We start from the raw sequence: 13278 nt of genomic DNA on the forward strand, positions 1-13278 counted from the left end.
TCATAAAGAAAAGTTGTGGAGAAAGGATGTGCTGTGAATTACGAATTTTTCTTCCATGTATCCTTAAGCGGCACAATTCGGTTCAGTACCAGCTTATCTGCTGTGGTATATTTCTTATCTACACAGAAGAATCCATGCCGGATGAATTGAAATTTATCTTCTGGAAGTGCACTCGCCATGGAAGGCTCCAACAAACAATCCTTCAGAATGGTTAGGGAATCTGGATTAAGATACGCGTCCCAGCGCTCATCCTCTTCTTTAGGACCGTCGTTATCTTTTAGCAACCGCTCATATAGATGAACTTCCGCCTTGATCGCGTGCTCTGCCGATACCCAGTGGATGGTCGCTTTAACCTTCCGTTCATTAAATCCACTTCCACTCTTCGTTCTCGGATCATAGGTGCAGCGAAGCTCTATAACTTCTCCAGTTGCTTCGTCCTTGAGCACCTCATTGCACTTAATGAAGTAGGCGCCCTTTAACCTAACCTCATTCCCTATAGTCAGCCTGTGATAACCTTTGGGTGGCTCCTCCATGAAATCCTCTTGTTCAATATAAAGCGTCCGTGAAAAAGGAACTTCCCTTTCCCCAAGCGTCTTATCCTCACTGTTATTCTCAATCTTCAGCCATTCGCTTTGATTCTCAGGGTAGTTAGTAATAACCACCTTTAGAGGCTTTAGAACAGCCATCACGCTAGTTGCCTTCGCCTTCAAATCTTGTCTAAGCGAATGCTCTAACATGGCAATATCTACAATGGTGCTATTCCTAACAAATCCAATTTCCTTCACAAAATTCCGAATACTCTCCGGCGTAAAACCTCTTCTCCGCAGTCCGCGAAGCGTTGGAAGTCTTGGATCATCCCAGCCATCCACATAATGTCCTGTAACCAGTTGTCTAATATACCGTTTGCTAGTAACGACGCCGGTGATATTTACGCGTCCGAATTCCCTTTGCTTTGGAGCCTCAGGGGTATCCAGTTCATTCAGCACCCACTCATACAGTGGTCGATGATCCTTAAACTCAATGGAACATAGGGAATGCGTAATCCCTTCGATTGCATCTTGTATAGGATGGGCAAAATCATACATCGGATAGATGCACCAATCGTTGCCGGTTCTATAATGCTCCGCATGAATGATTCTGTAAATCACTGGATCACGCAAGTTGATATTAGGTGAGCTCATATCTATTTTGGCCCGTAATACTCTGGCTCCCGTCGGATAGGCTCCATTCCTCATCTCCGTGAATAACTTCAAATTCTCTTCCACAGAACGCTCCCGATAAGGGCTGTTCTTTCCCGGCTCCGTAAGCGTTCCTCTATAAGCTGACACCTCTTCAGGTGATAAATCGCAGACGTAGGCTTTTCCTTTTTGGATTAACTTTACCGCGCTATTATATATTTTTTCCGAATAGTCTGATCCGTAGAAAGTATGGTCTGGCGGGTAGCCCATCCATAACATATCTTCGCAAATAGCATTTACATACTCCAGATCCTCTTTTAAAGGATTGGTGTCATCGAACCGCAAATGGAACTTCCCGCCATACTTTTTCGCAGTCGTATAGTTCGTGTGAATCGCATACGCACTGCCAATATGCAAATACCCATTAGGCTCCGGTGGGAATCTCGTGCAAATATCTCTACTGTAAGTCCCAGCTTCCAGCTCTTCTTGAATCAATCTGTCGATGTAACTCTCTGCTAATACTTCCGGTTCCTTGTTCATTGGTATTACCTCCTGTTTATAAGTGATATCCGCCTGATTATTCTGCACAAGCATAAACGCCTTCGGCGTCCTATAAGGACGGTAAGTGTTTAAGCGAGAAATATAAGGATAAAGTATAGTGTGAAACTTATACTTTCTTATATTTAAATAAAAAAGAACCTCACCTCCAAGACTTATGGTCTTGGGGACGAAATTCTCGCGGTACCACCCCAGGTTCATTAATATGTCGCCATATTAATCTCATCAAGTACGGCAATGCATCTTACGCATTGGTTATACTCTAGCTCTATAACAGGAGCTCCCGTCATACCATCCCCGTCGATCGGTTCCGATATGCCGCTCAGAGGCTTGTTTCGATAAAATCTCCCTTACCCTGTTCTCATCATTCAGGGCTCTCTGTGAAGGAATGATTTTATTTACTCTTCTCGTCATCGCGTTTAATTATTTTGTATAGGATACCAAATTGAGGGTCCTGTGTAAATGGTGCTGTACTTCTGTCTTCTTACAATTTAATCCTCGCTCAGAGCCGTTATCAGTTCCAACACTACTTCATTATCAGGCTCTACAGCCAAAGCTCTACGCGCGTAATCCAGTGCAGCCCCTTCAGCTCCAAGCTCATAATTACAAATCGCCATACTATAAAGCACCGAGGCTAATGGTTCTTCCGAATTGGCATGCATAGACCGTGCTAAGTAGGCTAACGCCTCCTCGAACTTATCCATTTCATACAGCAGTAACCCAGCATCCAGTGATAGGTCATAGCTCTGTTCCATCGGATAGTAACCTGTCCACATTAATCGTATTCCCTGCTGAAGATCCAGCATTTCTTCATCACTGGCATCCGGCAGCAGCTCCGAAATCTGTTCTGCACTATGGATAAACCATTCTGCATCATACCCACCTAAGCGCCAAAAAGCCAAAATCTGCTGGAGACCCATTGTATCTAATTGCTGATCCATCCATTCCTTCATACTGAAGAAATCATCCGGGCCAAAACGCTCTATAAACCGCTTGTAACCTAACCGAGTGTTCGTATAGCTCATCGGCGCGTCCAGCATAAGAATGCATCCGATATTCAAGTTTTTGTAATGATGAGTGGTAAATAAGGAGTGTGCTCCTTTTTGCTCCAACATATACTGAATTGCATGATAATTCGCCGTTAAGGAGAAGCTACCGTGATGAATCAGCAAAGGGGGTTCCGCAAATTCCCAATTCTCTATTCGGTGATCTCCCTTATCCGCTGTAAGGAGTACGAACCCTTCCGTAGACAACTTAGCTAGCCGCTCCAAACAAGTAAGCCCCACAACAGGAAACAGAATATGGGAATCCTCCAGCTTCTGCTGGTAGAGCTTTATAACATCGTGATAGGGGTAGGTTTCCACTTCGTAATTAGCCGCTCGAACATAATGATATTGTGGGATGATTGTACCGAGTACATCAGAGGGGTTGTCCGATCCTGCAGCCTCTGAATACTGAATCGACACCTCACATTCAAATATTTTACCTTCATCCACATAAATTAATTCCTGCGGGATACTGTCAAAAAAATAATTCGCCACAAGCAGCAGCGGCTGCTGTAAATCACCAGGTTTGATGCTGAGCTTAGCGCGTATTAAATACAGTTCAGTATCCTGTACAGCATCAAATCGTGCGAAATCCAGTATACCTTGCTCTACGAATGGAAGTAAGCTTGGGTGCTGCTGCCAGCTGGTTATATTTTTAACGGGTAAATCACTCATCACATAACGAAAAGGAGGAAGTGGAGTCCCCGCATAATCTATGATTTCGCATAGCTTCTTAAGGATATGGAACGCTAACCGACCCGCCCCAGCTCCCAATTCCAGTATAGTGACTGTTTCAGAGAGATGTCCTTGTCCAGCCCGATCTTGCAGGAATCCGAAGATCATTTCCGCATATGCTGTCGCAATCATAGGATTACTCGTAATATACTGCGGAACCTGATCATTATTCCAAGCCTTTAATCCCTGTTCTTCATAATAAGCCCGCTGCAACTCCCAAATGGGTGCTTCACTGAAGCGATAGTGCTGCCCTTCGTTACCTGTCATCTATTTCTTAACCTGCTCTCTGTATATCTTGTTAGAACACCTATGATACTTATTCCGCTCTCAATGTACGTGATCTGAAAATGACGTATTCAGCCTCTGTAGGAATGGAAACGGAAAATGATAATAATGCCGCCTTGGAGGTTAAAGAGTCAGGTCCTTTTAACGTTTGGTAGTAAGAGTTACCTTTACTGTCCACACTCACCAGCTCCAGTTCCGCATTCCCTTTAGGGATGACAAAACCAGAGGTATTTTGCACGCCTAAGGTTAGTCTGTATTCTTTCCCAGATTGAGTCTGTGTTAGCTTAAACGGATATAACGGATATGGATGTGCTGTTGTTTCCACTGGGTAAGGGGTAAGCGCTCGATCAGCCTCAGGCTTTGCCCATTCCTCCCCTTTTCTGGCGCCAATGCCAAGGGTTAATTTATTCACGTTATTGAACTGAGTTTCCCAGCGAAATGTCTTTAACCCCTCTAGAATAGGGGATGCTGGAACAAACAGGATTCCATCCTTGATCTCTGGGGCGATCCCTAATGAATCTTCTGTCTCCCCATTAAATTCTGCCTCTAGCTGCCCTGCTTTAATCTTCCCTACAGAGCGATCCAGTAGTGAAACTGTAACGCTGTTCGTTAATGCGTCATAGAGCAAATCCGCACCAATCGCACTCGAGAAAGCCCGAATCGGCACCATTAATTTACCTGATTTAAAATAAGGAGCGAGTTTACCTGGAAAAAGGACGTAATACCCCCCATATGACAGTGGCATTACCTGAGTCCCTAACTGAACAGCCGCCGACACCGATGTAGGTGTAACCGCGGAACCCGCGGCGAACATAATTACCAACAGACCTATGACATAAGCTCTTATTCTCCCTAATCGTTGTAAGGACTCCTTAATGTGATTCATCTCAAACCCCTCTCCCTCTCTACTCCGTCTAGAACAAAGCCTCTATTAGTAATAATCAATGATCCCCTTGCGCATGTCAACTTGTTCCACTTTTGTTATTCATCATAAAAGACAGGATTCCGCATATATTTTCATTGAGTTATTTAGAATCATGAAAGGAGTGCGATGGATGACTGCAGATGGACAGGATTCGCCAAGAAAGACAAAAATCCCACAGCCCATTCGAAGCGATGGCGCAGGGGGATTAGATAAAGGACCACGTGATATAATGCGGGATTTGGAGAATCCCGACATGTTTGTCCCTCCCGTGACCGATGCCGGTCTCGTCCCCAATTTAAAATTTTCTTTTTCCGATGCACATATGCAGCTTAATCATGGTGGCTGGTCGAGAGAGGTGACAGTCAGAGACCTCCCCATCGCCACTACACTAGCTGGCGTCAACATGAGCCTAACCCCCGGTGGAGTACGTGAACTCCATTGGCATCAGCAAGCGGAATGGTCTTATATGCTGCTAGGTCGAGCTCGAATTACTGCCGTAGATCAAAATGGTCGAAACTTCATAGCAGATGTGGGGCCAGGTGATCTATGGTATTTCCCGCCAGGTATTCCCCACTCTATACAAGGTCTTGAAGAAGGCTGTGAGTTTCTGCTTGTATTCGACGATGGAAGTTTCTCTGATCTAAACACCTTGTCCATTTCCGATTGGTTTGCCCATACTCCGAAAGAAGTGCTTTCGGCTAACTTTGGGGTGCCTGCCGCTGCATTTGACTCCATTCCTACCGAACAGGTCTATATTTATCAGGATCAGGTTCCGGGTTCATTGCAAAGTCAAAGGGTAGAATCTCCATACGGAGAGATCCCACAAACCTTTAAACATTCCTTATTGGCTCAACCTCCGCTGAGGACTCCCGGCGGGAGTGTCAGAATAGTCGATTCCAGTAACTTTCCCATCTCCAAAACCGTAGCTGCCGCATTGGTAGAAATTGAACCCGGAGGGATGAGAGAGCTGCACTGGCATCCAAATAACGATGAATGGCAATATTATCTTACCGGAAAAGGACGTATGACTGTATTTGCTGGAAACGGTGTAGCAAGAACATTTAATTACAGAGCAGGCGATGTCGGGTATGTCCCTTTTGCATTTGGACATTATATTCAAAATACAGGAGAAGACTCCTTGTGGTTCCTCGAAATGTTTAAAAGCGATCGTTTTGCGGACGTTTCTCTGAATCAATGGATGGCTCTCACTCCTCATGAGTTGGTTCAAAGTAATCTGAACGTTGGACCAGAGGTTATGAACGCCTTAAGGAAAGTGAAATGGCCCGTAGTGAAATATCCTAAGACAAGCAAAAACGCCTCCGGCGTCCCTAAAGGCTAAAGGACGGTAAGCGTTTTGCGAGAAATATAAGGATATGGTGTAGTGTGAAACTTATACTTTCTTATATTTTTAAAAGAATAGGATGCTTCACCTGGTAACTATTCGCCGGTCTCCGCAAATCGTTTGATTCTTACCTCAATCTGGTCACGCACACGCTGGAACACTGCCCACTTCTCTTCATCGGTCCCTTGCGCCTTTGCCGGATCATCGAAGCCCCAGTGTTCCCATCTGACCTTCGGAGGCGTCATTGGACATTTATCCGCAGCATCCCCACATAACGTAACGACTAGATCCGCATTATTCAGCAGACTAGAATCAATCATATCCGAGGTCTGTCCAGTGATATCTATGCCTACTTCGTTCATAGCTTGTACAGCTTTTGGATTTAGACCATGGGCTTCAATTCCAGCGCTGTACACGTTCCATTCTCCCCCTAAATATTGCTTCGCCCAGCCCTCAGCCATCTGACTCCGGCAAGAGTTTCCTGTACATAAAAAATAAATCGTTTTCTTGTTCATCCTGATCTTCCCCTTTTCAAATTAAGTAATTAACAACCACAGATAAAGACCTAAAAGTGTAAAAAACAACGTTGGGATAGTTAATATAATACCCGTCTTAAAATACGTTCCCCAGGATATCTTCACACCTTTGGCCGAAAGTACATGCAGCCACAGCAGCGTTGCTAGTGAGCCAATCGGGGTGATTTTAGGGCCTAAGTCTGAACCTATAACATTCGCATATATTAATGCCTCTTTAATAACTCCGGTTGTATGCGTTGCATCAATTGCGAGTGCGTCAATCATTACAGTAGGCAGATTATTCATCAATGATGAGATCAATGCAGCAATGAAGCCCATACCCATAGTTGCAGTGAATAGACCCTGATCAGCAATCATTCCTATCGCCTTAGCGAGTAGATCAGTTAGACCCGCATTCCGAAGTCCATATACCACGACATACATTCCAATGGAGAAGAACACAATCGCCCAAGGTGCTCCTGTAAGCACTTCTTTCACCTTGACGGAAGGGCTTCTTCTCGCGAGGAGCATGAACAATATTGCAATGATTCCCACAACCACTGATACCGGAATCTTCAAGAATCCACTAACGAAATACCCTATTAAAAGAACAGCCAGTACAATCCATGATAGACGGAACATCTTCTTATCTTTAATAGCCTCTTGCGGATCTTTTAGTTCGGAATCATTAAATCGCTTCGGAATACTTTTGCGAAAAAAGAAATAAAGCACCACGATACTCGCTATCAATGAGAATAGTGTAGGTACAATCATTTTCCCCGCATACTCCATAAAGGTAATTCCAAAAAAGTCAGCCGATACGATATTCACAAGATTGCTAACCACAAGCGGTAATGAGGTGGTGTCCGCAATAAAGCCGCTAGCAATAATGAATGGAAATACTTTTTTCTCATCAAAATTCAGCGCTCTTACCATAGCAAGTACAATAGGGGTAAGTATTAGCGCAGCTCCATCATTTGCAAAAAAGGCAGAAACCAACGCACCAAGAACGATGACATAGACAAACATTCGTGTTCCGTTCCCCCGTGCTGCTCGCGCCATATGTAACGCAGCCCATTCAAAAAATCCAATACTGTCTAAAATTAAGGAGATTAAGATGATTGCAACAAACGCCAACGTCGCATTCCACACCATTTGTGTTACATCCAGAACATCATTAAAGCTAACTACCCCAGCTAGTAAAGCAATGATCGCTCCGCCGCAGGCTGACCATCCAATCGATAAATTTCGAGGCTGCCAGATTACAAAAATTAAAGTTACCATAAAAATAAGTATGGCTAGAATGACCACTTTCTCAACACTCCTATAATCTACGAATAAATCCTATATCACCATATAACTATATAGTTATATACACTCTAAAAAACTACAACTATATTTTAGTCGCAGCACGGTGCTTTAACTTCTTTATTCAAACTAGCCAATATCGCGGCTGAGCTGGGCATTTGTTGAAGAACAGCCTTAAGATGTGGTCTATCCTCGACATTTAATGAATAATGCACCCACTGCCCTCGTTTGCTTTCTTTCACGATCCCTCTATTCTTCAATTTCCGTAAATGCTGACTAATCGCCGGCTGGGATATATCAAAAATATCAAGAAATTCACACACGCACCATTCCCGTTCTTTCAAAAGTGAAAGCATGGCCAGTCGCGTCTTATCTCCTAAGAGCTTCAAATCATCTGCAATATCCGTCAGTGACTGCATCCCTACTTCTCCTCCTTCCAACACTTATATAAGCGAATACTTATATTGTAATGAACTAGACATTTAGAAGCAAGACTTTATTTTAGCGCACTTCCTTATCCCATTCTTGCTCCAATACACTAAACACTAAAGAATCTCGCCAGCCATCTTTTATGAGTAAAGCATCTCTTAATCTGCCTTCATAGGTCATGCCAATCTTGGTGAGCACCTTGGATGATCCACTATTTCGAGGGTCACAGGTCGCGTATATTCGATGTAGATGCAGTTCTTCAAAACCAAGCTTCAACATTAGTCCGGCTGCTGCTGTAGCGACTCCCTGTCCCCAGACATCAGGATGGACAATATAGCCGATTTCACCGCTTCTGTCCGTATGGCTTCTAATATTTAATTCAACCATGCCGATCAAATTTTCAGTTCCTACTGCAACTATGGCTTGCGCGAACCGAGTTCTGGGAACTTTTTGAGAGTCATCTAGTGCCTGGCTCACAAATGAACGAGTTTGATCAGCAGTATTTGGACCCCAGGCTTGAAAACGGCACACATGATCCTGTGAACAATACGAATGAACATCTTTCCAGTCCGTATGCTTCAATTCGCGTAAATAGATAGGATTTAGATCTTTCATCATCATCCCCCTCAAAGTTTACCTTTAGCTTTAGCATATTAACTATTCATGTGGTTTAGGTTCTAGGAATCGTTACAACAAACTGGGTTCCTTCTCCAACTTTACTCTCCACATCAATATTACAATCATGTATTTTCAGAATCTTCATCACAATGGAAAGTCCAAGTCCATTCCCTTTAAGAGCGCTGCTACGCGCTTTCTCCACCATATAAAATCGATCAAAGATAAGCGGAAGTGCTTCCTCAGGAATGCCTTTACCAGAATCTTTGATATATACCTTCACAAATTGCGCGTTCATCTCAATTTCAACATGAATGGTACCGTCTTGCCCCGTATATTTTATAGCATTATTTATTAAGTTCTGCCAGACCTGATCAAATAAATCTTTATCCACCGTGATCTCGCAAGGCAATAAATCCAATTCAATCATAATATCTTTCCGTGCCCACTGTGGTTCCGCTAATACGATCGTTCTTCTTAATTGTTCGTCTAATTGGAATGTGGTGGGATTAACCGGATGGTGCTCCGAATCGAGTGAGGCTAATCGGAGCAGATTATCACTAAGCCTAGATAGGCGTAAGGTTTCCTCATAGATAATATCCAGATGCTCTTTTTGCTCTTCTAATGGAATGACACCGTCTTGCAGCGCTCTTGTAAATCCTCTAATCGATGTAAGTGGTGACTGCATTTCATGAGAAACATTGCTGACAAAATCATCACGAACTGAGTCCATTTTCTGCAGCTCACTTGCCATACGATTAAAGCTCTCCATCAGTTCACCAAATTCATCTTTATTACGATAAGTCAATCGGACAGATAAATTGCCTGACGCCATTTCCTTCGCTGCAACAGTTAGCTTCTTAATAGGCTTCACAATATACCTGGACATGAACAAGATAAGCAAGCTTCCGATGATTAGTACAGCTAATAGTGTAAACAGAAGCGTAATTCTCAAGCCTCTTACAGTCGATGAAAAATCAATCTTAATAATGAAAGCACCTTTTCCATCATCTATCTTAGGAACCCCTACGATAGCAAGTCCACCCCTACCCGATAGAAAGACCGCATCGGTTGTGTTGGAATTGAATAAGATAGCAACTTTCTCCTTGTCTACAGAAAAAACAGATTCACTTGGCTCATTAACAACCGCTATATCTATACCAAATCGATTAAGCAGATCTGCAAATGCGTTTACTTTTTCCGGATCATCTATTAGATTTGTCACCTTTGCTATATCTTTAGCAATATTAATAAACATATGGTTTGGGGTATTATTTTTTTCTGAAAACTGCATAAAAAGAAAAAAGGAAATAATTAAACTGACTAAAACAATACCAATGAACGTAACGACGATTCGAAGACGCAGGCTTTTTCTCACCATCTAGGCTAGCTCCAGACGATAACCAAGTCCTCTTACTGTAGAAATGATGAACTGAGGGATGGGTTCAAGACGTTCTCTCAAGCGTTTGATATGCACATCAACCGTCCGCTCATCGCCTTCATAATCCATTCCCCATATATTCTCTATTAGCTGAGTGCGGGTGAATATTTGCCTTGGCGAACCCGCCAAAGCAAATAGCAATTCACATTCCTTCTTTTTCAATTCAACCATTTGATCGGCATTAGCGACTGTTAAATTCCCTAGATCAATCGTTACTCCCCCTAATTGAATAACATTCGAAGGGGTTACATGATATCTCTTTAATAAAGATTTCACACGCAGTACCAATTCAATGGGATCAAACGGCTTTACTAAATAATCGTCTGACCCCGCATTAAATCCTCTGACTTTATCCTTAGACTCTCCTTTGGCTGTAACCATTAGGATCGGCATATCAATATAAGATCGAATATCTTCTGTCAGTTCAATACCATCGATATGAGGCATCATCACATCCACAATCGCCAAATCTATTTTTGTATGAGCTAGAATGTCTAATGCTATTTGACCATCTTCCGCTTCCACTACGGAAAACTGATCTTTTTCAAGATATAATCGTATTAATTTGCGGATATGGGAATCATCATCAACCACTAGAATTGTGCTCATACATCAATTTCCTTTCCAACATTGTATTTATTCGTATCGCAGAGATTCCATTGGATCGAGCTTGGCAGCCTTCGATGAAGGCATCAAACCAGCGACAATACTAATCCCTGTACTTACAACTAATCCGAATACGATATAAGATCCAGATAAGTTAATAAGCTTTACGCCAAAAGCATTTTCCAGAAGTATATTTAAACCAAAGCTAATAATAGCTGCAAAGATTATTGCGAAGACACCACTAAATATACCCAATAATGCGGATTCGGAAAAGAATATTCGCTTGATATCTTTCTTTCTTGCTCCAATCGCACGAAGGATCCCAATTTCTTTCGTCCGTTCCACTACACTAATGTAAAGTACAACCAATATCATAATCCCTGATACGATGAGCGAAATCCCTGCAATACCAGATAGAACGATCGTAGCCATATCCACATAAGTCGTGATACGCTCCATGATTTTTGCCGTTTGGGAGCCCGAGAAGCCCGCATCAACAGCCGCTTTATTAATATCATTCACATATTTCATATCCGTTGCAAAAGCATTAACCTGAATCGGGCCAATGGTAATCCCTTTATCAGTATACATTTGCTCCAGTGTCTGTGTTGGAATATATCCTGTTGGTGACATTTGCGCTCTTGGATCAGTGGCTTCATAAACACCAGAGACCTTGATTTCTTTTTCCAACGTTATCGGTTTATGTTGAGCATCCATTTCATTAATATACAGATGAATAGACTTCCCTACCATAGCATTCGGTTGGTCATTTCCACTTAATTGACTCGCTATTTTCGTTGGTAATAATACTTCATTTTCTTTCGGTAAAGCCCCTGCTTTAATCGTCGCTTTATCAAATGTATCGTTTAAGGTGGTTAATTGTGTGAGACTACCCGTTTGTTCTCCAAAAACCGTAGTAGACTTACCTGTAATCGTTGTTATAGTCTCCACATGATCTACATTTGGGAGGTTACGAATCGTTTCAACATCGGCCTTTGTAAACGAAACACCCGGTAACATCATCGCTTCTGGGCCTTTCATGTCTTTGGCTTCTGGATTTGGCTTAGTGATATCTACCAGCAAAGGGTCCATACTTGAATTAATTTCATTATTAATATAGCTAGTGATCCCATTTCCTAAGGAGAGCATCAAGAGTACACTTAAAATACCTATCGATCCACCCAAAGCTACCAATACATTACGTTTGGCATTAAGCTTCATATTTTGAAGGGCCATTTTGAAAGAAGCCATTAAGCTGAGGTTTCGGGCCGAACCATCTCCCCCATCGTAGGTTGCCATGGAACGCTCCTTCAAATGAATATCGTCTTTCACCAATCCCTCTTCAAGCTTAACGATACGGCTACCGTAATCAGCTACTTTTTGCGAGTGGGTCACGGTAATGACCAAGATTCCTCTTTTCGCTATGCTGTCCAACAAGACTAATATTTGATCGCCTGTATCCTTATCCAGCGCACCCGTAGGTTCATCTGCCAAAATAATGTCTGGATTATTCGACAATGCACGTGCAATGGATACCCGTTGCTTTTGTCCACCGGACAGTTGATTCGGACGTTTTTTCAGATGATCCTTTAATCCTACCTCAGTCAAAATCTCTATAGCACGCTTATTACGTTCTTTCTCGCTTGTATTCGTCATCTGCATCGCAACCGTAACATTTTCCAAGACTGATAAATGTGGAATCAGATTGAAGTTTTGAAATACGAAGCCGATGTTGTTCTTGCGATAGTCATCCATTTCCTTTTCGGTCATCTTGCTTAGGTTCTTCCCGCGAACAAGGACATCGCCCTCATAATCAGAGTCCATTCCACCAATAATATTCATTAGTGTGGACTTGCCGCAACCGGATTCACCGAGGATAGAGACAAATTCACCTGTCTCAAAGCTTAAATTCACATCATGGAGTACTGGAACCTTTTCCTTACCATATAAAGTATACGATTTTTTAACATTCTTAACCTCTAATATGTTCATTCCGATCTCTTCCTCTCCTGGGTCACGCTCTTTTTCTCTGCCTTTGATGTTTCCAATCCTAACAAATTTGTGTGAACTGATAATGAACTGGAATACCTCCTCATCTTGAGACAATACATTTAAGGAGGAAGTGGTAACTACGGGGAACTTTTGGACTTCCGGCCGCTGTTGTCTCCAAATTTCCTGAATTGTACCGCTGTTAGCGGATGAAATTCGGAGACAAAGGCGGTCGCTACCGCTCCTACAGTTCCAAATTGCCCCTTCGTAACTCTCCTCCGTTTATTTTTAGGTCAAGTCATAGAA

At 42.7% G+C, this 13278-nt stretch carries 11 protein-coding genes and 1 other annotated feature; of the genes, 1 reads left to right on the forward strand and 10 read right to left on the reverse strand.

Going from position 1 to position 13278, the window contains the following annotated elements; translation table 11 throughout:
- Positions 1 to 38 precede the first annotated feature (38 nt).
- The 3 genes from NSQ29_RS30930 to NSQ29_RS30940 form a co-directional block, all read right to left on the reverse strand.
- Entirely contained in the window at positions 39 to 1718 is a 1680-nt protein-coding gene (locus NSQ29_RS30930) for a glutamine--tRNA ligase/YqeY domain fusion protein (RefSeq protein WP_042191961.1), read from the reverse strand.
- A gap of 180 nt (positions 1719 to 1898) precedes the next feature.
- Positions 1899 to 2159, reverse strand: a binding site (T-box leader).
- A gap of 68 nt (positions 2160 to 2227) precedes the next feature.
- Positions 2228 to 3784, reverse strand: coding sequence for a tetratricopeptide repeat protein (locus NSQ29_RS30935; RefSeq protein WP_341126869.1), 1557 nt, complete (start codon positions 3782 to 3784; stop codon positions 2228 to 2230).
- A 49-nt stretch (positions 3785 to 3833) separates the two neighbouring features.
- Positions 3834 to 4688, reverse strand: coding sequence for a copper amine oxidase N-terminal domain-containing protein (locus NSQ29_RS30940; protein ID WP_042191966.1), 855 nt, complete (start codon positions 4686 to 4688; stop codon positions 3834 to 3836).
- 169 nt (positions 4689 to 4857) lie between these two features.
- Between NSQ29_RS30940 and NSQ29_RS30945 the strand changes: the two genes are divergently transcribed.
- A complete protein-coding gene (locus NSQ29_RS30945; protein WP_341126870.1) occupies positions 4858 to 6066 on the forward strand; it encodes an oxalate decarboxylase family bicupin in 1209 nt (402 codons plus the stop codon).
- Between the two features lie 98 nt (positions 6067 to 6164).
- Here NSQ29_RS30945 and arsC read toward each other — a convergent pair whose 3' ends face one another.
- The 7 genes from arsC to NSQ29_RS30980 form a co-directional block, all read right to left on the reverse strand.
- A complete protein-coding gene (arsC, locus tag NSQ29_RS30950) occupies positions 6165 to 6584 on the reverse strand; it encodes an arsenate reductase (thioredoxin) (RefSeq protein ID WP_341126871.1) in 420 nt (139 codons plus the stop codon).
- A gap of 21 nt (positions 6585 to 6605) precedes the next feature.
- The gene (locus NSQ29_RS30955; protein WP_341126872.1) at positions 6606 to 7895 is read right to left on the reverse strand and encodes an arsenic transporter; all 1290 of its coding nucleotides are present in this window, start codon (positions 7893 to 7895) and stop codon (positions 6606 to 6608) included.
- 89 nt (positions 7896 to 7984) lie between these two features.
- Positions 7985 to 8311, reverse strand: coding sequence for an ArsR/SmtB family transcription factor (locus NSQ29_RS30960; protein WP_341126873.1), 327 nt, complete (start codon positions 8309 to 8311; stop codon positions 7985 to 7987).
- Between the two features lie 82 nt (positions 8312 to 8393).
- On the reverse strand, positions 8394 to 8942 hold the full coding sequence (locus tag NSQ29_RS30965) for a GNAT family N-acetyltransferase (RefSeq protein ID WP_339243537.1): 549 nt from the start codon (positions 8940 to 8942) through the stop codon (positions 8394 to 8396).
- A 49-nt stretch (positions 8943 to 8991) separates the two neighbouring features.
- On the reverse strand, positions 8992 to 10317 hold the full coding sequence (locus NSQ29_RS30970) for a sensor histidine kinase (protein ID WP_052404427.1): 1326 nt from the start codon (positions 10315 to 10317) through the stop codon (positions 8992 to 8994).
- Positions 10318 to 10986: a response regulator transcription factor gene (locus NSQ29_RS30975; RefSeq protein WP_042191977.1), complete on the reverse strand. Its 669-nt coding sequence runs from the start codon at positions 10984 to 10986 to the stop codon at positions 10318 to 10320.
- A 27-nt stretch (positions 10987 to 11013) separates the two neighbouring features.
- A complete protein-coding gene (locus tag NSQ29_RS30980) occupies positions 11014 to 12975 on the reverse strand; it encodes an ABC transporter ATP-binding protein/permease (RefSeq protein WP_341059453.1) in 1962 nt (653 codons plus the stop codon).
- Positions 12976 to 13278: the final 303 nt, after the last annotated feature.

It is taken from the genome of Paenibacillus sp. FSL F4-0236 (assembly GCF_038000135.1).
Lineage (GTDB): Bacteria > Bacillota > Bacilli > Paenibacillales > Paenibacillaceae > Paenibacillus_AQ.

Coding starts and splice junctions, on each gene's coding strand:
- NSQ29_RS30930 (WP_042191961.1), bottom strand. CDS start 1,718: ATGAACAAGGAACCGGAAGTATTAGCAGAGAGTTACATCGACAGATTG.
- NSQ29_RS30935 (WP_341126869.1), bottom strand. CDS start 3,784: ATGACAGGTAACGAAGGGCAGCACTATCGCTTCAGTGAAGCACCCATT.
- NSQ29_RS30940 (WP_042191966.1), bottom strand. CDS start 4,688: ATGAATCACATTAAGGAGTCCTTACAACGATTAGGGAGAATAAGAGCT.
- NSQ29_RS30945 (WP_341126870.1), top strand. CDS start 4,858: ATGACTGCAGATGGACAGGATTCGCCAAGAAAGACAAAAATCCCACAG.
- arsC (WP_341126871.1), bottom strand. CDS start 6,584: ATGAACAAGAAAACGATTTATTTTTTATGTACAGGAAACTCTTGCCGG.
- NSQ29_RS30960 (WP_341126873.1), bottom strand. CDS start 8,311: ATGCAGTCACTGACGGATATTGCAGATGATTTGAAGCTCTTAGGAGAT.
- NSQ29_RS30965 (WP_339243537.1), bottom strand. CDS start 8,942: ATGATGATGAAAGATCTAAATCCTATCTATTTACGCGAATTGAAGCAT.
- NSQ29_RS30970 (WP_052404427.1), bottom strand. CDS start 10,317: ATGGTGAGAAAAAGCCTGCGTCTTCGAATCGTCGTTACGTTCATTGGT.
- NSQ29_RS30975 (WP_042191977.1), bottom strand. CDS start 10,986: ATGAGCACAATTCTAGTGGTTGATGATGATTCCCATATCCGCAAATTA.
- NSQ29_RS30980 (WP_341059453.1), bottom strand. CDS start 12,975: ATGAACATATTAGAGGTTAAGAATGTTAAAAAATCGTATACTTTATAT.